Raw genomic sequence first — 18,581 nt, 5'->3', positions numbered from 1 at the left:
TTGCATTATTATCGATATTCGATTATCGATAATCGAATATCAACGTGGAATTGTCAAGATGACCGCAATCGATGCGTTCGCCGGCGGACCGGGTGCCAAACTGTCCACGCCCGATTGGATCGCGGACCAGCTTCGTCGGGCCATCCTCACGGGGACCATCGAAGGCGGTGCCCAGCTCAAGCAGAACGACGTCGCTGCCCGGTTTGACGTGAGTGTCGCTCCAGTGCGCGAGGCGCTGCAGCGTCTGATCGCGGACGGGCTCGCGGTGCTGCATCCCAACCGCGGCGTCACGGTCTCGATGATTTCGGCGCGCGATTTTCGCGACATTGCCGAGCTGCGCGTGCTGCTCGAACCCCATGCGCTGCGGCACTCGGCGCCGCGACTGACGCGAAGCGATTTCGAATACTCCGAAACGCTTCTGGTCAAAGCGGCAAAGGCGTCCGATCCGCTGCAACGGGCCAGTTTGCATTGGGAGTTTCACCGCAGCCTCTATTATCGGGCCGATCGCCCCCGGCTGCTGGCGCAGATTGCAGGCCTCTATCAGAGCATCAATCGGTACCTGCTGCCGGCCTGGGCGAGTTCGGGCCTCGGCGCTAACTGGATCGAGAGCCACCTCACGATCGTGACGGCGATCCGCAACAATGATCTCGATCAAGCGTGCCGGTTGATCGTCGAGCAAACCCTCGAATCGTCGGACCGCGTGCGAGCGCAATTGTGGTCGGCGCCAGGGCAAACAAACGAGGATGGCAGATGATCGACTTCGCGCGCTTCAAGGCTTGCACCTTCGATTGCTACGGCACCCTGATCGATTGGGATACCGGCATCGCCGAGCTGGTTCGTCCCTGGCTGCAGGAGATGGATTCGCAGGTGCCGCCTGATCTCGTGGTGTCGACGTTTGCGCTGATGCAGGCAAGGCACCAGCAGACGCGCCCGGCGTTGCTTTATCCTGAGGTGCTGCGGCGATCCTGGCGCGATATCGAAGAGCAATTCGGCTGGGAGGAGAATCCAGCCCGCGCGACGGCGTTCGCGCAGTCGGTGCCGGCTTGGCCGCCATTTTCCGACACGGTCGAGAGCCTGCGCTATCTCGCGCGACATTACCGGCTGGGCATTCTCTCCAACGTCGACAACGCCTCTCTTGCCGGCACCCTGAAGCGCCTCGACATTCCAATGGCGTTCACCGTTACCGCGGAGGATGTCGGGTCCTACAAGCCGGGGCTCGCGCATTTCGAAGCGGCGTTCGGAAAATTGTCCGAATTAGGCATCCACAAGGACGAGATCCTGCACATCGCACAAAGCAAGCACCACGATATGATTCCCGGCCGCCAGTTGGGTCTCACGACGGTGTGGGTCAATCGCCGCCACGGCAAAAAAGGCACCGGCGCTACGCTGGCGGCGACCGCCGAGCCGACCTTGACCGTCAACTCGCTGGCCGAACTCGTCGCTACTCACCAGGCAAGCCGGCCGACGCACGGCGCCGTCGGCTGATCGCGGCACCGCGCTGCCGTCAGAGGTAAACCTGTTCGGCGTCCACCGAGGACTCGACGCCGAGTTTGGCAAAATGGTCGGCCAGCCATTTGTCTGCGCATTTTCGGCCCTGGTCGCGCAGGAAAATCAGAAAGTCCCAGTCGGCGTTGAATTTGCTGGTGGGCGTCAGCGCGCCCATGAAGGCGTCGTCCGAGATGCTGTGGATCAGCACATGCTTGAGCCCGCCATCGACGCGCTTTTGCGTGACGAGCTTGGTGACAAAACTGACCGCGCGCATCTCCCGCATCAGCGACGAGTTGAAGCTGATTTCGTTGATCCGGTTGAGGATATCATCGGCGGAGTGGGGCACTTCCGCGCGGAACAGCGGATTGATATGGACAATGACGATGTCGGCGCTCTCGCAGCCATAGATCAGCGGGAAGATCGCGGGGTTGCCCATATATCCGCCGTCCCAATAAGCCTCGCCGTCGATCTCCACCGCGTGAAACATCGTGGGGAGGCACGCCGAAGCCATCACGGCATCGACTGAAATTTCCTTTCCGGTGAAGATCTTCACCTTGCCGGTGCGCACATTGGTCGCCGACAGGAACAGTTTCACTGGACAGTCCGGCCGCTGCAGCACGTCGAAATCGATCGATTGCTCGACCACCTGGCGCAACGGATTATAGTTCGCAGGGTTGAACTGATAGGGCGACAGCATCCGCGACACGAAGCCGATCATGGAGAACACCGGCGACCACGACAGTCTGTGATCCGCCAGCATCCGGTCGATCAGGGTCGGCTGCAACGGGCCGAGCCGGGCGGCTTCGCTGACACGCCTCCAATAATCGGTGAGCGCCTTGCGCGCGCCGTCGCGGCCGCCAACCGCCAACCCATAGGCAAAGGCCGCGGCATTCATCGCGCCGGCGCTGGTCGCGCTCAGCCCCTCGAAGGCGAGGTCTTTTTCGTCCAGCAGCCGGTCGAGCACGCCCCAGGTAAAAGCGCCATGCGCGCCGCCGCCCTGGAGGGCGAGGTTGATGGTCCTCACTTGGTTAGAACTCGCCTGGTTGGAAGCTGGCTCTGCCCTGTCCGCCGCGTCCCGCTCCGAACTCGAATCCATCGCCGAAATCCCAATAAACTCGTTCCGGCGCATTATACGTCGGAGGGGTCGATATGACGATGTCGGTTCGTCGTCGCAAATCACATCCTGCTCGCGCAGGATTGCGGTGACAGTGCGCTCGCCTGCCGTAACAAAAGCGCTTGACGCTTTCCGTGGGCACTCTACCATTCGTTGCACAGGCACACAGCCAATTTTCCAGCGTGTGCCATCCAGAGCCGGTTGCGGATTGCATCAGGCCTGATGAGATCAGATGATCCCATGCCATATCCGTTTATCGAGGTGCCGGAAAACGATCCTGAGCTGCGAGGTCGGATTCATGGAAGTTCGCTCGCACGGGAGATCGCTCGCAACGTCGGCATTTGTTACCGGCGTTTTGATCGAAATGGTCTGAGTTGCGGGGCGGCACGCCTTCAGGCCTCGGCCTGGATGCATGAGGTCCTGACTCAGGACTGGCTTCTTGCCGAGATCGGAGCAATCGCAAAATTCGCCGAAATGGATGTTCTGGACGTCGCGCTTCTGAACCTGCGATTTGAAATCGGCTTTCCCCTGATGGCGAAGCGGGCGACGCGGGGCGCTCCGCAAAGCACGGAAACCGATGGTTGCACATCGTTCGGATTGCTGGCCGAAACTTGCGCGGATGGACATGTGAAATTGGGGCAAACCCTCGACGGGATTGCCGCGATCGCGGAAAACCTCGTCGTTATCAAAAGCGCCAGGCCGGGCGGATTGACGGTATTGGGATTGCACGAAGCAGGCAGCGTAGCCCCATCGGTCGGATTGAATTCTGCCGGAATCGGCCTCGCCTATAATTCGCTGATTTCACCGGGCTGCGAGAACCCGCCGTTCGGCCTTCCCTTTCGGCTACGCGTGCTGGCCATCCTCGAAGCGAAGACCTTTGCGGAGGCGTTGGGCGCGGCCCTCACGAGGCCTCGCCCGACAGCAACCCATTTGCTGGTGGGCCACCGCGATGGGGAGCTGGTCGGGTTGGAGCTCACGCAGGAAAATGCGGCGTACATCTATCCGGAGGGTGGCGTTCTTACGCATGCAAATCATTTCGAACGCATGCCCGGTACCGTCTCGCTGTTCGAGCGTTTGCTGCCCGACAGCATTTTTCGAGGCAATCGCATGCGCCGTCTCCTCACCAGCCGCACGGGCTCAATCGATGACCGGTTCGTTGAAGCTGTTTTGCAGGACCATTTCTCTTTCCCGTTTTCCATTTGCCATCATGGGGACGAGCGCTTGCCGTCAGATCGACGGGCTGCGACGCTTGCCGGCATCGTTCTGGATCTGACGTCCTTTAGCCTTGCGGCTTCCAATGGCCCGCCGTGTCGACAGCAGTTTGAACGGTTCAGTCTGCAGCAATAGATTCAAAACGGCGACTTCATTGGCGAGGGAACCGGTCAGCCGATGTGTCAACGAGACGCGGTCCCTTGCAATTTTCCCTCGGTTGCTGCAGCATATTGCTGAAACCAAAGGCTGCAAGGCATCCTCACTTGCAGCAGTTCCGTGCTGCGCCGCGATAGAATGGTGGCGTGCATGGTGGTGGTTGCTGGAATAGCCGCTGGAAAATCGCGCAGGGGTTGTCGATGCCCGATAGCAGTGATCCGGACCACGACCTCCTCAACCTCGCGAGTTTCAGCCCTGCCAATTCCAGCCCTGCCAATTCTGATCCTGCAAAGACATCTCCGATCGCAGCCCGGGACGCGGTCTTGAACTTGCCGGCGTCCAAATTCCGGTACCCGACGACGGCCTGGGATATGGATACGGATGTTCTCCCGATGCACCTCAATGAGGGACCATGGCCCCCATCATCGAAGGTGGTCGAGTCGATCCGCAGACATGCCGCGGAAATATTTCGCTATCCGATACCGCAACCGCTGGACCTGCGCACGGCATTGGCCGACCGTTGCAGGGTTGCGGCGTCACTCATTGTGCTCGGCAACGGTAGCGACGAACTGGTCCAGGCCATTGCGTTGGCATATGTGTCGCCCGGTGATCCGGTGGTGATTCCGGCGCCCAGCTTCGCAAAATACCGCCAGGCTTGCTCGATCATGGGGGGCAGGATCGTTCAGACCGGCCTTCTGGACGACGGCCGCGTCGATGTCCGTGCCATTTGCGATGCCTGCACCGCGGACACTCGCCTTGTTTTCATCGCGACGCCCAACAATCCCACCGGCGGTTCGATCTCTCTGAATGACCTCGAATATCTGCTCGAACGCGTATCGCCAAACGTACTTCTGGTGTTCGATGAGGCATATCACGAGTTTGCTGTCGCGGCCGGTTCGCCCGATCTCCTGCCAACATTGGCGCAATCATCGACGAATTGGGTCATCCTTCGCAGCCTGTCCAAGGCTTACTGTCTCGCGGGCTTGCGGATCGGCTATTTGCTTTCGGGCAATGCCGAGATTGCCGAGGCCGTGGCAAGGGTACAGCCCGTATTCAATATTTCGCATCTGGGTCGAATAGCCGCGCTGAGCGCTCTGGCCGATCAAACCCATCTCAACAACACGGTACGAATGATATCGGAGGAACGAGAGCGGCTACGAAAGATACTGACGCAGCGGGGATTGTCCGTGCTTCCAAGTCTCGCCAATTTTCTGGCGATCGACTTTGGCCGTCCGGCGCGACCGCTGCAGAAATCCCTGCAAGATCGGCGCATTTTGACCGCGCTGATCCAGGATAGCGGTTACGAGAGCTTTTTACGTGTGACGATCGGCCGGCCAGGAGACAACGACAGATTCCTGGAGGCTCTCTTTGAGATACTGGATCGCGATATGGCCCTTCATCCAACTTAGGAGGAAGTCATGAACATGCTGTCTACCTATCATCGAACATATGCTGAATATAATTCGTGGGCAAACGAGGCAATTATCGCGGCAATTCTGAAAATGCCAGACAACGAATACTATCAGCCGATATTTCCCAAAAGCCTGCCAATTCATCAAATTCTCAATCATGTTTTGGTGATGGACAAAGTCTGGCTTGGGGAAGTTCGGCAGGTGGATGTGGGAATTACCTCCGGCATGCAGATTTTGCACGAGACCAAGCACGCCTATATCCGGGATCGGCGTGCGATCGACATCGAGATTGCCGAACTCATGGATCAATTGACGGCCCGGGATTTGAGGTCGCTGATCCGTTACGATGAGCCGCAAGAGGGATTTGAGGAATGGCCCATGATGCTTGAGGTCGCTCACATCTTTCGCCACCAGATCCACCACCGCGGGCAAGTCTCGGTCCTGATGCAAAACTCGTCGGTCGAGGCGCCCAAATTGGATGGTCTGTTCTTGCCGCAACATATCAAGGCAAGTGCGGTCGTGCCGCAAGCCAGAGCATCTTAGGCCGGGTTGGGTCGAAGCGTTGCCGGACGCTTCGATGATCATTTGCGCTTCGACGCTCGAACGGGACCATTCGAGGGGCCGGCGCCGGTCGCGGAATCTGCCGTTGAAGCCGATCCGTAAGGCCGCTCGACAAATAATGTGGAATAGAAAAAACAAAGCGATCGCTCGCCGATGACGGACGCAACCACCGTCACTCGGCCGTGAAAGGGAATATCCGCCACAGGTATCGAGACCCGGCCGCCGCCGGGTGGCCACGCCTGGCTGCCGACGTCTGAAGTTCGATGGACAAATACAGCGCCGATCTCGGCGTTCTTCAGCGGCGGAACATCAATGACGACATTATCGATTCCCACCCGCATCTTCGGTCGCCCGGTTGGCCGCGGCCCCACCCACTCCGCGAGCGTGCCGCGCGCACAACAATCCAGACGCATCACCGGAAGCGTTGCCGCATTGAACGGCTCGTAGAGATGCACCATGGTTGGCGCGAGCTCACCTCGTCGAGATGCGGATCGCGAGCGCCGCGGATTCGAAACCGATCCGTAGTAGCTTTCCAGCCAACGGCCGGTCTGGATTTTTTGCTGCAGCTCCAGCAGGATATTGTTGCGATGATGCACCACGGCGTCCGTCGCGCCGTCGACCAGGATACCGATCTCCGCCGGGGCCAGAAGGTTTGCAATGTCTGGATGGCACAATTCGAACAGCGGTCGCGCCACGCGTTTCAATTCCAGAAAACTCTGCGCCAGCCGCGCCGAAGGCTCGAACCAGTTCGATATTGTGTGATGCAACTGCTCGACCCAGGATATCTGCCCGGCCAGCGCCAGGGCGGCTGAATTGTCCTGTTTGGCTCTGACGTAAGCATAGGCCGTTTTCGCGGGAGCCACCCGCCGCTGCGGTACCCCCAGCAGCTGAAACGGCGGAATCAGCGCCTGCCGTGACAGGACTTCCGCGTTCAGCCGGTTGACGATTTCGCCGACGGGCGCGCCGGCGGTGATTCCTTCGGCAAACAATCTGGCCGCATCGACCGATGTTTGAATGTTGCGAAAAGCCCCGACAACGGTGGTGCCGCGCCGGTAGAACCTGTCCGCCAACGAATATTGCCTTGGTACGACCGAGTCGCCGAGGCGCAAGCAGGAACACGCGTTCAAAAACAGCAGCGGAGCGCGGATCACATCCGGCGAAAGTATTGCGCCGGGGAGACGTGGATCGGGGTCGGTTGAAATCCAGCCGGATCCAAACTGAATGTAGCTCTCGGCACCATGCCCGGTGATCGCTATCGCCGCCAAAGCTGAGGGATCGTCCAGCAAGGAGATGACGTCCGCCGCGCTGCACGCGATCTCTTTGCCGCGTCGGATCAAAATATTACGGGTCGAATCGATCAGCAGCACATCGCTGGCCGAACACGGGCTTTCGCCTGCGCCAAAGTCCGTTAATGAAGGCAAATCAGACTGAATCAATCCACACATGCGCTGTGGATGTTGCGCGGCCCACGCGCTCAAAGCGTGCTGAGTCTTGACGGTCAGTTGTTTCCACGTGCCGCTGAAAATAGCGACGCTGCTGTTGCAATCGTTCAAGGCTGCCGTCAGCCCGACTCCGGAACGCGCGAGCCCGTGGATCACGTGCGGCGATAGCAGTGCCGTATGCTTATGCCTCGGATCGGTAAGAATGAGCGCCCCCCTTATCCCGCAACACGCTATCTCGAAAAACGCTATCCCGAAAAACGGTGTCTACGGATCGGAAATTCGCCCGTGGCAGGGCGCTCATCTCGTTCTCGAATCAGACTTGAACTTCTGTGATCAATTGTTTGATGAGATCTAACTTCTTAACGACCTCGTGGTTCTGCTTGCATTCGCCACGAACGTGCTCGACCTCTTTCAACACTTCGCGCAATTTAGCTCTGTCTGGATCGTGAGAGGGGATCGCCATGGTATCCTCCGTCGTTGGACCTTTAGCTAACTTAACGCCATCAAGAATAGCACAATTTTGAGCAGCGCTAAAGGACAAAGACAGCCCAAGGGCGATCCGCGATTGATCGGAACTTCGGGCACCAATAAAATGTCAGGACGGCTGTCCGAATGGAGATTCGTGAGTTCAAATCGAATTTTATCAAATCGATCATTGGTTGCATTGATATGTCACTCATTATATAAAGCGAGTGTTCAGATTGAACGGAGAGCTACAGCCTGATGGAGGAATTTATGGCGAAGAAAAAAATCGTATTATCCTCAATCGTACGGCGCACCGGCAGCGGCGGTGTGAAGGTGCTCATCAACGGTGGCGGCGGCTCGCGCTAGCCGAACGCGATATTGAGGCGGTCGGAGTCCGGCCGCCTTATTTTTTGCATGCGTTTTTTTGCATGCGATTGTTGCACGTGACGTTTTTTTAGATGTGATGGTGACTGCCCATCTCAGAGGGATGGCTATGCAGCTCTTCAAAGGTTGGCCAGCAGCGCCGGATCCCGCGAGACCAAAAAGCGATATCAGGGGAGAAATACCGGCGAGGGCCGTCAAGTTCTGCGAGCCGTTCCTGGCGGCGAACAGCGCGGGATGGTTGCTCTATCCTCCGGTGGAGTTTTGTCTGGAGTGGACGGGAGCGGAGGTCCTTCTCAACTTTTCGGATGTTGAAGAGACCATCCTGCTGGACCGTGTCTTTATCCCCGACTTCAATGAATATTGGTTGCGCAACGTAGAGCCAATCAACGCCGAAGTGATGCCGCCCTTTCTCGAGGCGTTCCCGGAACGCGGCGTGGTCCAGATCTGGTCAGGTTTCTTCGTCGTCACCGATCCCGGAATCAGCACCTGGGTTCGATCCCCGGTGAATCGCACCAACTCGTCCGGCTATTCGGTGATCGAAGGTATTGTCGAGACTGACTGGTGGATCGGGCCGTTGTTTTTCCCGGTGCAGATCAACAAGACCGACTACCCCGTCAAGTTTTCAAAGGACACGCCCTTTCTTCAGATCGTGCCATTTGACAGGAACGCAGCCGCCAAGGCCGAGAGTCGCGACAAAAGCCTTTTGGGTCTTTCGGACCTGACCGACGACCTTTGGGCTCGATTGCGGGAGAATGCGGTGCGGCGAAACACCGAGCCCCCTGGTTCGTACCGACGGGAGGCGCGGCGAAGGGCAAGAGCGTCCGGCGCCTCTGGCGATGGTTCGGACCATCAGTAAAAACGACCGAGGCCAGGAACGGGGATTGCGGGTTGAACCCGCGGCCGATTACGCGCGTCGGGATGCCGCGGCTGATGCAGGACGCGCCCAGGCCGACGGTCGGCTCCAGGCCTGAAGTCATGGCATGACGGCCGCGCCCAAAGATCGCGTTTGAACCGGCCGCCGCGGTGTCCTATGCCTGTCTCCGCTCTCTCTTTTCGCCGGCTATGGCCTTTCCGCGATGCTGCAAACCCTCCGACAATCGACCTGGCGCGATGGCATGTTTTCGCTGAAGACATTCATCGCCGCGATGCTGGCGCTGTTCATCGCCTTTCGTCTCAATCTGTCGCAACCGAGCTGGTCGGTCACCACGGTCTACATCGTCTCGCAGCCGTTTTCGGGAATGGTGCTGGCCAAGTCGCTGTATCGGATGCTGGGAACGTCGATCGGCGCGGTGATGTCGCTGGTATTCGTCGCGCTGTTTTCCAACACGCCCGAGCTGTTCTGCCTGGCGCTGGCGCTCTGGATCGGGCTCGGCACCTTTGTCACGATCTACCTGCGCGATGCGCCGCAGGCCTATGTCGGGATGCTGTCGGGCTACTCCGCCGCGATCATTGGCCTGCCCGCGGCGCTGGCGCCCGAACAGGCGTTCGATATCGCGGTGGCGCGCTGCCTGGAGATCATGCTCGGCATTGCCTGCGGCGCGCTGATGCACCATGTCGTGTTGCCGCGGCGGGCCGGCGATGCCTTGCACAAGGCGCTCGAGGCGATGCTGCCGAACATGGCGCGCTGGATCGACGATGCGCTGCGCGGCCGGCAGGGCGAAGCCAAGGGCCTCGCCGATCGCCGCCAGATTCTTTCGGCCGTCGTGGCGCTGGATTCGTTGCGGGTATTTTCCTCGTTCGATACGCCCTCGCTGCGGCCGATCGACATCGTCATCCGCCAGTTTCAAGGCAAGCTGCTGTCGCTGCTGGCGATGCTGATGTCGGTCTATGATCGTCTGGCGCTGTTGCTGCGCCATCGACCGGAGGCCGCGGAAGCGTTGCGACCGCTGCTTGAGCGCGCCACCGCCCACATCTCGGGCTCGGCCAGTGCCGCGACACCGGAGGAATCGCTGCGGGAAACGGCGGACGAGATCGCGCTGAAGGCCGATCTGTTGGCGCAGCTGCCCTCGCCACAGGCGCTGCGGAGCGACGCCGACGCCTTTCTGGTGCGCAGCATGTTGCTGCGCTTGAGCGATGTTCTCGATCTGTGGCGCGAAGCCGTCAGCATCCGGACCCATATGGCGTTCGGCCTGCGGCCCGTCGAGGGCGATCCGGCACCCGCGTTCTGGCCCTATCGCGACGTCACGCTGGCGGTGGTCGGCGCGGTGGTTTCGGCCGTGACGGTGCTGATCGCAAGCGCCTTCTGGATTTTCTCGGCCTGGCCGAATGGGCCTGTCGCCGTCATTTTCGCCGGCATCATGTGCGCGATCCTGGGAGGCCAAGACAATCCGGCGGCGGCCTCGGCGATGTTCCTGAAGATGAGCGTGGTCGGCGTCGCCATTGCCGCGTTTTATCTTTTCATCGTGCTGCCGCCGCTCGATACCTTTGCCGCCCTCGTCGTCGCCGTGGCGCCGTTTTATCTGGCATGCGGCCTGCTGCTGTCGGTACCGGGAGGGGCGGCCTGGGCGATGCCGATGATCTTCGTCGGCGGCGCGCTGCTCGGCCTCTCCAACGCGATGGATTACGACTTCACGACCTTCATGAACGGGGCGTTTAGTTATGTGGTCGGGATCGGGATCGGTGCCGCTGGCCTCGGGCTGCTGCGGCCGCTCGGTACCGATTGGGCGGTGCAGCGCCTGATCCGGGGCATCTTGCGCGAGCTGGCAGATATCGCCGGTGCGCCGGCGATCCAACAACGCGCGGTGTTCGAGAGCCGGATGTTCGATCGGGTCAACGCGCTGTTCCTGCGCCTTGACGCAGGCATAGCGGAGCAGCGCGCCACGCTTCAGGCCGGCCTCGCCGGTCTTCGCATCGGTCTCAACGTGCTCGCGCTGCGTGGATTTCTCCCTGATCTTCCGGTCGAGGCCGCATCGGCCGGGCGTGAGGCTGTCGCAGCGATGGCCGGCCATTTTCGCCGCGCGGCGCGACGCGGCAACACACCGATGCCGCTGCCGGAGCTCACGGCCGCGCGCCGGCGGATTCTTTCGATCGGCGACGACCAGCTGCTGATCCGCGCCGCCGAAGCGCTTTATAGTATCGAGATGACGTTGCGGCAGCACGGCGAGGTTTTCGGCGCACCCGCGCCCGAAGGGCCGCAGGCTGCGCCTGAACCGGTGGTGGCATGATCAAGGAAATCAGTCTCGGCGGCGTGTATTTGCCCCCGATGCTCGGCTATCTGCTGGGCACCGCGCTGGTCTGGTGGCTGCTGCGCTATGCCATCGGCCAGCTCGGGCTTTATCGTTTCGTCTGGCATCCGCCGTTGTTCAATGCCGCGCTCTACGTCATCCTGCTCAGTGCCTTCGTCACCGCTACACTTTAGCCAACTAAGAATCCTGTCGAGAATCCTGACCATGCCAAATGTCGCATCGATCGTTCGCGTTCTCGTCACCATGGCGGCTGTCGCCATCGCGGCGGTGTTCTTTTGGTATCTGTGGGTGACCTATCAGGAGAGCCCGTGGACGCGCGACGGCAGGGTACGCGCCAATGTGGTGAACGTTGCGCCTGACATCGCGGGCCCCGTGATCGACGTCCCGATCAAGGACAACCAGACCCTCAAGATCGGCGACGTGCTCTTCACCGTCGATCGCGCCCGTTATCAGCTGGCGCTGGCGCAAGCCGAGGCGGCGCTGGCGCAGGCCAAGAGCGCCGCCGACGAGCGGCAGGACGAGCTCGAGCGGCGCCAGAAGCTGACCTCGGCCTCGATCTCGGACGAGGCACTCTCGCAGGCGCGCAACACCGCGCTCGGGGCGCAGGCCGCCTACGATCAGGCGGTGGCGGCCGTCGGCGTCGCCAAGCTCAACCTGGCGCGCACCGAGGTGCGTTCCCCGGTCAATGGCTATGTCACCAATCTGCTGCTCGACCGCGGCGACTATGCCACCGTGGGACATCCGATGGTCGCGATCGTCGACAGCGATTCCTATTATATCGCCGGCTATTTCGAGGAAACCAAGTTGCGCCACATCAAGCTCGGCGACCCGGTTTCGATCCGCCTGATGGGATTCGATGCCGCCCTGCAAGGCCACGTCCAGAGTGTGGCCCGCGCCATCACCGACCGCGACAACGCCTTGGCCGGCGACCTGATCGCCAACGTCAATCCAACCTTCAGCTGGGTCAGGCTGGCGCAGCGGATTCCGGTTCGCATCGCCATCGACAAGGTGCCGGACGGCATCACGCTCAGCGCCGGCATGACCGCGACCGTCGTCGTGACCGACCCCGGCGATCCCCGTCGCGTCAAGGCGCCGGCGCCGTGACGTATAGCGGTTTCAAGCGAAGTGGATACCGGTTCGCGTCAAGAAAGCGCGTCAAACAAGAATCTAGAGTCTGGTTCTGATTGAATCAGAACCGTGCTCTAGGTGCGGAAGCCGAAGCGGGACCTGTGACGGAAGGCGCCAATCGAGCGGATTTGATCACGCTTTCCCGCCAACATCGTGTGGTAGTGATCTGGTTCACGATCGCCAAGCGCGGGATGGACTACACATGCCGAGCCCGCCCCATCCCGCGGCGCGCAGACATGGAGAATGTCATGGCAAATCCAAGTCGACCGGGTGACCTGCAGGAGATCAACTCTGCTACCATTCAATCAATGAATCGATATCATGAAGGCTTGATCAATAAAGTGCTCAAGGCGAAGAATCTAATACCTGAGGAAGGGTTTGTAGAGCCAGACATCGGGGCACTGGCTGCAAACTTTCTCTGGAACCTCCGACGTAACCAACTGAGCCATGCATTGGAGGATGCTCTTCTCGCGAGGGCTCCCCAGAACACCGGTCCGTCGGGGCTACCAACAGGACCGGTAAGCGGCGGACATTGAAGGGTTGCCCCGTCCGGCGTTCCAGCGCCGGCGGGGCGTCTATCTCAATCTCGCAGGGCGACGATCAGTTTCGCGCGCATCCATCCTGACAGCGGTAGCGCGGCCCGCAATGCCCTTGGATCGGACGCGAATTCAATATTGCGGTTTAAGGGTGCTGAGATAGTCCGACAGCGTGGTGGGATCGCCGCGCGTGCTCTGCCGCAGCGGCTGGTTGTTCAACAGCATGCCGGCCTGGCTCCTGTAATCAGGCGCCATGTTGTCGGCCGGTTTCAGCGGCTGGCGAAGGATCTCGCGGTAGTTGTCATAGGCCTGCTGGGTGCCGACAAAGACACAGACGCAATGCTGTGGCTCGGCATAAAAATAGCGCAGCTCCTCGCCAGCCCCTTTCGCCACGAACTGGTGCGCCGGCAGCGCCCGCAGCGCCTTTTGCGCCGCCGGATCGTTGGCAAACTGGGCATGAAAGCCGGCGGACGACAGATAAAAACTGTTCTTTTCCAGCGCCGGCAGGGTCGGGGTTTGCGCCGCGGCGAGGCCAGAGGCGTAACACGACAGGAAGACGGCCGCAAACTGGCGCAAGGCTTGGATGCCGTGGAGCTGAACTGGATGCCGATGGCACGCTGCGACCGGCCGGATGATCGATGCTGTCATTGCGAATTACCTTGGCCGAGCGTCGCCCGGCTATGCGTCAAGATTGTGTTGAATTTCAATCGGCATCCGGGGCGTCATTGAAACACGGGCCAGCCCATGACTCCAGCCGTAGGGCGGATTGGAGCAGAAGGCGCAATCCGCCGCCCATCATCGATAAGAAGGCGGGTTAGGCCTATGGCTAATCCATCCCAGGAGCTCTGACGAGGTGTTGTTGATAGCGTCCAGCATATTCGGCTAAATGATGTTGAAGTGTGCCTTCCATCAAACGAGCAACGATTGTTCATTGGAGGTTCTCTTATGCCGTACGACTCTCATGATTGGTATTGGCGCTTCAATGCCGGACTTCCGGCGCGACCGGAAGATAGCGAGGCAATTGGGCGCTTCGCACCCGAACTGTTTAGCCGCAACTTCCAACGCGAAGACTTTTCCAGGTCAAGGCGTTGGCACGACGACGAGTTTTGGAGTGACGTCATCCGCTGGGCAACTGCGGGGGAATGGCGCCCCCTCGTAACCGTGCGGGAGGGAAGTTGCCCAGAACCCAATTGCCCCCTCAAGTTAGGGCGCCCGCCAAAACCCTTTGCGCGTAGCTCAGCGAGCGCGGCGGATGGCGACGTTGTCGCCGAGCTCATGAGAGTGTCTGGCGGCTTTAAGGCCAAGATAAACACGTTCTTGGACGCAGCCCGGACGGTACATGGCGGCAAAGGTTCGGCTAAAGATCTGCTCGTGACGGATCCTTATATTTATTTCGACGAAGGCGAAGACGGCTCCAAGGGAGGTACCGACAATTTTCTAAAATACCTGGACGTACTCAATATCCCGACGAATGAGATGTTTACGATTTTCCAGCCTCCCTATGCGAAAGGCGACAAGGTCGTGATTGGCGATGTCTGGCGCACGACCGTGAAGCAATATGGTGATGCGCGCGGATATAAGCTCCAATTCAAGTTTTTTAGAACGAACACCGGCATTCGTTTTCACGACCGATTTTATTTGGCGCGCCACGGCAATGGTCTGGTGTCCGGACTTTTCGGCCCCTCGATGAGCGGTCTCACCGACAGCAGCTTTGTTCTAATCGGAGAACTCGAAACCATGAGCCTGAGGCAACTGTGCGGCTCTATTGAGGGCTGGTCCTGAAGAATCACAAGGCTGAAGAAGATTCTGTGGCGAAGGGGAGCTCCGCCTCTCAGCTACGGTGAAAGTGCATTTATCTCGGCTCGTTCTTGCCGGTGTTTGCGATGTCTGCCTGACAAAAAAAGTCTGACGCATCCGCGGGCTTCGACCTATCGGGCGCGGCCCGATTAGCGATGTACGTCCCAGACTCTGCCGGCAAGCTGCGTGGTGCCCCTGGCCGGAATCGAACCAGCACTCCTTGCGGAACTCGATTTTGAGTCGAGCGCGTCTACCAATTCCGCCACAGGGGCATCCGCATGATCGGGCAAGCCCGACGTCGCGAAGCGGGCGGAATATAGCGGCCGCGGCCGGTGGGTCAACCCAAGTCTCTTGATCCAACAAGTCTCTTGATTCGAAGCCTATCGGTTTGCTTTCGCTGGCTTTTCGCCCAAGGGCAATCCAAGGACCACCGGCGTCTGGCGCCGCCGGTCATGCTCGCCGCCGTCGGCCGGCCCAAAACACTCCAGTGTGATCGCGGGCTGCCTCGACAGCGCCGGATGCGCGGGATAGGACGCTTGAAGGCCTAGAAAATTTGAAAGCCTTGGACCTGAAGACCCTGGAAATCCCCTGGAGGGCCCTGTGACATCGGACGCCATTGCCCATCCATCGCACGTCTCCACGGCCCGCAACCCCGCGCTGACCGCGGCGCTGGCCGTCACCGCGATCGCGGCGGCGACCTTGGTGGGCGCCTGGTTCTTCCAGTTGGTGCTGGGCCTGGTGCCCTGTCCGCTTTGCCTCGAGCAGCGCTATGCCTATTATCTGGCGGTCCCGCTCGGTGTGCTGGTGGCGCTGGCCGCGGCGAAGGACGCGCCGCGCGGCATCTTGCTGGCGGGGCTCGCGCTGCTGACGCTGGCTGCGCTGGGCAACGCGGTGCTCGGCACCTATCATGCCGGCGTCGAATGGAAGTTCTGGCAGGGGCCGACCGACTGCACCGGTCCGATCGGCAATCTCGGCAGCGCCGGCAGTCTGCTTGAGCGTCTCGACACCGTCAAAGTGGTGCGCTGCGACGAAATCCAGTGGACGTTTCTCGGCCTGTCGCTGGCCGGCTACAACGTGCTGATCTCGCTGTTGATGGCCGCGATCGGCGCCTGGGGAATCCGCGGTCTGGTCCGCAAGTGACATGAACCCGCGCGCTCGCGCGCGAGTTCATCGTCGACGGCATCAACCTCAATCATTCACTTTCGGTCCCCCGTGATAGCGGTGCGTAGTGGGCTCCGCCGTCGCCGGCGTCACCGCGTCGTACGCGCGCATCGCCGTCGGGCTGGCCGATGCATGGGCACGATGCCACGCATCCGCTGCGGCGGCACCCGCCAACGCCTGTCCTGAGATCGCAACCAGCACCATCATCGATGCGGCCAACGTAATCGTCTTCATGGCTCGTTTTCCTTCGTCTTTCATCGCCCCCGACGCCGATGAAAGTGCGCATCGCAAGATAGGAATGCGAGCGTGGTTCAGGTGGTGATTTATAAAGGCGGCATAGGACTTCGGCGCGTTTGCCGGTACCGCCGCAACAACTCAGCCGTCATGCTCGCGCAACGGCTTCGCCGTCATCCTGAGGTGTTCGCCGTCTTCGGCGAGCCTCGAAGGATGGTGTTCAGCGCAGTGCGTGCGGCCATCCTTCGAGGCGCGCAAGAAAGAGCGCGCACCTCACGGGCGAACGCTCCGCGTTCGTCCCGGGGATGACGTTTGAGATAGCTTCACAGGCCTTCGGGATGACGGCTGCGCGGTGGTCGTAAGCGCTAAAAAACTGCCCGACGGGCAAATCACCTTCGCGCGCGGAATCCTGTCCAGCCCCTTCGTAAAAAATATTTCGCTTTGTTTTTGACCCAACTCAGTTGCGTATAGCGTGCGTCCCGCCCGGCAAGAGGGGCGTTGCGCACGTCACGAAACGCGCGGTGGGATGCGATGGACGCGAGAGCTGCGATTGACGAATGCGGCTGACGCGGACGGCAAAGTCGTGTGGTCCTGACGCCCCAATGGCTGGTGTCAAATTCGCAAGGAGCTCACGCTCCTTGGGGATGACGGTGGCAAACAAGCCAGGTCTCGCCGGGGAGAGCACGATATAAGCTGTAAAACCATTGCGCAGGGAAGGCCGGAGTGTTTCCGCTGAACCTGTATGCTCATGTGCGTTTTGTTGTTTGCCTTTGCACATGAGACCGCGGGTGCAGCGCGCACCCGGTCTTCCCCGCGCCCTCTCTTGAGGGGCGCGTGCGCCCTCTTTATTTTTTGAGGGCAAACGAATTTGCAAAGCTCGGGCGCATCGTGTCGCGAGAACGCGGCGATGTGTTCAGCCGTCATTGCGAGGAGCACTTGCGACGAAGCAATCCAGCTCTTCCCTTGCGGCCGTGGATTGCTTCGCTTCGCTCGCAATGACGGTTTTGCGCGAACGCGATCCTACCCACGTCGTCCCGGCCTCCGAGCCGGGACCCATACGGCGAGGACTCGCGTTTTCGGCATTGAAGCAAATGCCTTCTGCGCTAACTAAGGCCAGGGGCTATGGGTCCCGGCTCAAGGCCGGGACGACGATAGGCTGCCCCTACCTAATCATCCACATCGTCCTGCGGGCGTCCGAACAGATGGACGATGCCGGGAGTCGAGATGGTGACGAACACGAAACGCGACAGATGATGGGCGCCGACGAAGATCGGGTCGATATGCAGGGTCAGCGCCAGCGCCAGCATGGCGTCCATCGCGCCGGGCGCGAAGGCGACGACGACATCGGCGAAATGGACGTGGGTGGTGAGGACAATGAAGGCGACGAAAATTCCGGAAATCGCGATCGCAATCGCGAACGATCCGAGCGACGCATTGAGGTGGCCGAGCAGGGTCTTGATCCGCATCCGCGCGAACCGCGCCCCGATCACCGCACCGATGCCGACCAGCGCGATGCCGCGCGCCCATGGCGGCAGGCCACCCTCGACCAGACCCGTGCCATGCAGCAGGCTCGATCCGATCATCGCGCCGAACATCCAGCTCGCGGGGAATTTGATCAGCCGCAGCAGCAGTGAGACCGCGACCGAGGCTGCGATCAGCTCGGCGAGTTCGAGCGGCGAGGCGGTGGCGAACAGCACGGTCGGCGCCGAGGCCGGGGCAAGGCCGGTCAAGGTCAGCAGCAGCGGCAGCGCCGCGGTCAGGATGATCACCCGCACGGTCTGCACCACGGCGATCGCCGGCACGTCGGCGCCCTTTTCGGCGGCCAGGATGATGATTTGCGACAACGCGCCCGGGCTTCCCGCCAGGAATGCCGAGGTCTGATCCCAGCCATGGACGCGTTGCAGATAGAGGCTGCTGCCGAAGGTCGAGCAGAACGTCGCCAGCGCCAGCAGTGCGATGGTCAAAGGATAGGCGCCGACATGCTGCAAGAGCTGCCGCGAGACCAGCGAACCCAGCGAAATTCCCAGCAGCACCAGCATCGATTGGGTTACGACCGGCGGCACCGTCAGCGGCCGCCCCGCGATCGCCGCGATGCCCACCGAAATCATGGCCCCGGTGATCAGCCCGCCCGGCAACTGCGCCCACAAAAACAATCCGCCACCGGCGACGGCGATCGCCAGCGTTTCGAGGACGTTCAGGGTCTTGGTGCGGGTCGGGATGGCAAATGCCATCGATGCGGGGATTCGGCTCACGCCGTTTTATGTCAAATCCCGGTGCCCTGCACAATTGCGCCAGCGCGACTGCAG

18 protein-coding genes and 1 tRNA gene are annotated in these 18,581 nt (G+C 60.6%); 12 read left to right on the top strand and 7 right to left on the bottom strand.

Annotated elements, in window-relative coordinates; genetic code table 11:
- Positions 1–58: 58 nt before the first annotated feature.
- Together GSQ88_RS29305 and GSQ88_RS29300 are read left to right on the top strand one after the other, a co-directional pair.
- The gene (locus GSQ88_RS29305) at positions 59–754 is read left to right on the top strand and encodes a GntR family transcriptional regulator (protein WP_159011277.1); all 696 of its coding nucleotides are present in this window, start codon (positions 59–61) and stop codon (positions 752–754) included.
- Entirely contained in the window at positions 751–1,485 is a 735-nt protein-coding gene (locus GSQ88_RS29300) for an HAD-IA family hydrolase (RefSeq protein WP_159011276.1), read from the top strand. Before GSQ88_RS29305 ends, GSQ88_RS29300 begins: the two co-directional genes overlap by 4 nt.
- A gap of 19 nt (positions 1,486–1,504) precedes the next feature.
- Here the strand turns inward: GSQ88_RS29300 and GSQ88_RS29295 are convergent, their stop codons facing one another.
- Positions 1,505–2,584: a patatin-like phospholipase family protein gene (locus tag GSQ88_RS29295; protein ID WP_159011275.1), complete on the bottom strand. Its 1,080-nt coding sequence runs from the start codon at positions 2,582–2,584 to the stop codon at positions 1,505–1,507.
- A gap of 258 nt (positions 2,585–2,842) precedes the next feature.
- On the opposite strand from GSQ88_RS29295, the gene GSQ88_RS29290 reads away from it, so the two are divergent.
- The 3 genes from GSQ88_RS29290 to GSQ88_RS29280 all read left to right on the top strand — a co-directional run bounded on the left by GSQ88_RS29290 (position 2,843) and on the right by GSQ88_RS29280 (position 5,925).
- Positions 2,843–3,949 carry a C45 family autoproteolytic acyltransferase/hydrolase gene (locus GSQ88_RS29290; RefSeq protein ID WP_159011274.1) on the top strand — a complete coding sequence of 369 codons (1,107 nt, stop codon included), beginning with the start codon at positions 2,843–2,845 and terminating at the stop codon, positions 3,947–3,949.
- Between the two features lie 221 nt (positions 3,950–4,170).
- Entirely contained in the window at positions 4,171–5,379 is a 1,209-nt protein-coding gene (gene hisC / locus GSQ88_RS29285) for a histidinol-phosphate transaminase (RefSeq protein ID WP_159011273.1), read from the top strand.
- Positions 5,380–5,388: 9 nt separating this feature from the next.
- Positions 5,389–5,925 (top strand): DinB family protein, encoded by a 537-nt coding sequence (locus GSQ88_RS29280; RefSeq protein WP_159011272.1) that lies wholly within the window; start codon positions 5,389–5,391, stop codon positions 5,923–5,925.
- 38 nt (positions 5,926–5,963) lie between these two features.
- Here GSQ88_RS29280 and GSQ88_RS29275 read toward each other — a convergent pair whose 3' ends face one another.
- On the bottom strand, positions 5,964–7,496 hold the full coding sequence (locus tag GSQ88_RS29275) for a hypothetical protein (protein ID WP_159011271.1): 1,533 nt from the start codon (positions 7,494–7,496) through the stop codon (positions 5,964–5,966).
- 202 nt (positions 7,497–7,698) lie between these two features.
- Complete coding sequence (locus tag GSQ88_RS29270; RefSeq protein WP_159011270.1) at positions 7,699–7,848, bottom strand: hypothetical protein; 150 nt, start codon at positions 7,846–7,848, stop codon at positions 7,699–7,701.
- Positions 7,849–8,343: 495 nt separating this feature from the next.
- Here GSQ88_RS29270 and GSQ88_RS29265 point away from each other — a divergent pair, with 495 nt between their 5' ends.
- From GSQ88_RS29265 to GSQ88_RS29245, 5 genes are all read left to right on the top strand, one after another.
- Entirely contained in the window at positions 8,344–9,090 is a 747-nt protein-coding gene (locus GSQ88_RS29265; RefSeq protein WP_159011269.1) for a DUF6065 family protein, read from the top strand.
- Positions 9,091–9,310: 220 nt separating this feature from the next.
- Positions 9,311–11,398 (top strand): FUSC family protein, encoded by a 2,088-nt coding sequence (locus GSQ88_RS29260; RefSeq protein ID WP_159011268.1) that lies wholly within the window; start codon positions 9,311–9,313, stop codon positions 11,396–11,398.
- Positions 11,395–11,592: a DUF1656 domain-containing protein gene (locus tag GSQ88_RS29255; protein ID WP_159011267.1), complete on the top strand. Its 198-nt coding sequence runs from the start codon at positions 11,395–11,397 to the stop codon at positions 11,590–11,592. The genes GSQ88_RS29260 and GSQ88_RS29255 overlap by 4 nt, the downstream gene beginning before the upstream one ends.
- A gap of 31 nt (positions 11,593–11,623) precedes the next feature.
- Complete coding sequence (locus tag GSQ88_RS29250; protein ID WP_159011266.1) at positions 11,624–12,523, top strand: efflux RND transporter periplasmic adaptor subunit; 900 nt, start codon at positions 11,624–11,626, stop codon at positions 12,521–12,523.
- A gap of 272 nt (positions 12,524–12,795) precedes the next feature.
- Positions 12,796–13,083 (top strand): hypothetical protein, encoded by a 288-nt coding sequence (locus GSQ88_RS29245; RefSeq protein ID WP_159011265.1) that lies wholly within the window; start codon positions 12,796–12,798, stop codon positions 13,081–13,083.
- 132 nt (positions 13,084–13,215) lie between these two features.
- On the opposite strand, the gene GSQ88_RS29240 is transcribed toward GSQ88_RS29245, so the two are convergent.
- Positions 13,216–13,731 carry a hypothetical protein gene (locus tag GSQ88_RS29240; protein WP_159011264.1) on the bottom strand — a complete coding sequence of 172 codons (516 nt, stop codon included), beginning with the start codon at positions 13,729–13,731 and terminating at the stop codon, positions 13,216–13,218.
- A gap of 297 nt (positions 13,732–14,028) precedes the next feature.
- On the opposite strand from GSQ88_RS29240, the gene GSQ88_RS29235 reads away from it, so the two are divergent.
- Complete coding sequence (locus tag GSQ88_RS29235) at positions 14,029–14,865, top strand: hypothetical protein (protein WP_159011263.1); 837 nt, start codon at positions 14,029–14,031, stop codon at positions 14,863–14,865.
- A gap of 202 nt (positions 14,866–15,067) precedes the next feature.
- Here the strand turns inward: GSQ88_RS29235 and GSQ88_RS29230 are convergent.
- Positions 15,068–15,152: transfer RNA gene (locus GSQ88_RS29230), tRNA-Leu, on the bottom strand.
- A 328-nt stretch (positions 15,153–15,480) separates the two neighbouring features.
- Between GSQ88_RS29230 and GSQ88_RS29225 the strand changes: the two genes are divergently transcribed.
- On the top strand, positions 15,481–16,020 hold the full coding sequence (locus GSQ88_RS29225) for a disulfide bond formation protein B (protein ID WP_159011262.1): 540 nt from the start codon (positions 15,481–15,483) through the stop codon (positions 16,018–16,020).
- Between the two features lie 48 nt (positions 16,021–16,068).
- On the opposite strand, the gene GSQ88_RS29220 is transcribed toward GSQ88_RS29225, so the two are convergent.
- Both GSQ88_RS29220 and GSQ88_RS29215 read right to left on the bottom strand, forming a co-directional pair.
- Positions 16,069–16,275: a hypothetical protein gene (locus GSQ88_RS29220; protein ID WP_159011261.1), complete on the bottom strand. Its 207-nt coding sequence runs from the start codon at positions 16,273–16,275 to the stop codon at positions 16,069–16,071.
- Between the two features lie 1,166 nt (positions 16,276–17,441).
- Entirely contained in the window at positions 17,442–18,527 is a 1,086-nt protein-coding gene (locus GSQ88_RS29215; protein WP_159011260.1) for an AbrB family transcriptional regulator, read from the bottom strand.
- Between the last annotated feature and the right edge of the window lie 54 nt (positions 18,528–18,581).

The sequence above is a fragment of the Bradyrhizobium sp. S69 genome (assembly GCF_009766005.1).
GTDB lineage: Bacteria > Pseudomonadota > Alphaproteobacteria > Rhizobiales > Xanthobacteraceae > Bradyrhizobium.
This window is presented reverse-complemented; position numbering and strand designations above follow the sequence as displayed.

Coding starts and splice junctions, on each gene's coding strand:
- GSQ88_RS29290 (WP_159011274.1), top strand. CDS start 2,843: ATGCCATATCCGTTTATCGAGGTGCCGGAAAACGATCCTGAGCTGCGA.
- GSQ88_RS29245 (WP_159011265.1), top strand. CDS start 12,796: ATGGCAAATCCAAGTCGACCGGGTGACCTGCAGGAGATCAACTCTGCT.
- GSQ88_RS29305 (WP_159011277.1), top strand. CDS start 59: ATGACCGCAATCGATGCGTTCGCCGGCGGACCGGGTGCCAAACTGTCC.
- GSQ88_RS29270 (WP_159011270.1), bottom strand. CDS start 7,848: ATGGCGATCCCCTCTCACGATCCAGACAGAGCTAAATTGCGCGAAGTG.
- GSQ88_RS29255 (WP_159011267.1), top strand. CDS start 11,395: ATGATCAAGGAAATCAGTCTCGGCGGCGTGTATTTGCCCCCGATGCTC.
- GSQ88_RS29300 (WP_159011276.1), top strand. CDS start 751: ATGATCGACTTCGCGCGCTTCAAGGCTTGCACCTTCGATTGCTACGGC.
- hisC (WP_159011273.1), top strand. CDS start 4,171: ATGCCCGATAGCAGTGATCCGGACCACGACCTCCTCAACCTCGCGAGT.
- GSQ88_RS29265 (WP_159011269.1), top strand. CDS start 8,344: ATGCAGCTCTTCAAAGGTTGGCCAGCAGCGCCGGATCCCGCGAGACCA.
- GSQ88_RS29295 (WP_159011275.1), bottom strand. CDS start 2,584: ATGGATTCGAGTTCGGAGCGGGACGCGGCGGACAGGGCAGAGCCAGCT.
- GSQ88_RS29220 (WP_159011261.1), bottom strand. CDS start 16,275: ATGAAGACGATTACGTTGGCCGCATCGATGATGGTGCTGGTTGCGATC.
- GSQ88_RS29250 (WP_159011266.1), top strand. CDS start 11,624: ATGCCAAATGTCGCATCGATCGTTCGCGTTCTCGTCACCATGGCGGCT.
- GSQ88_RS29235 (WP_159011263.1), top strand. CDS start 14,029: ATGCCGTACGACTCTCATGATTGGTATTGGCGCTTCAATGCCGGACTT.
- GSQ88_RS29260 (WP_159011268.1), top strand. CDS start 9,311: ATGCTGCAAACCCTCCGACAATCGACCTGGCGCGATGGCATGTTTTCG.
- GSQ88_RS29240 (WP_159011264.1), bottom strand. CDS start 13,731: ATGACAGCATCGATCATCCGGCCGGTCGCAGCGTGCCATCGGCATCCA.
- GSQ88_RS29280 (WP_159011272.1), top strand. CDS start 5,389: ATGAACATGCTGTCTACCTATCATCGAACATATGCTGAATATAATTCG.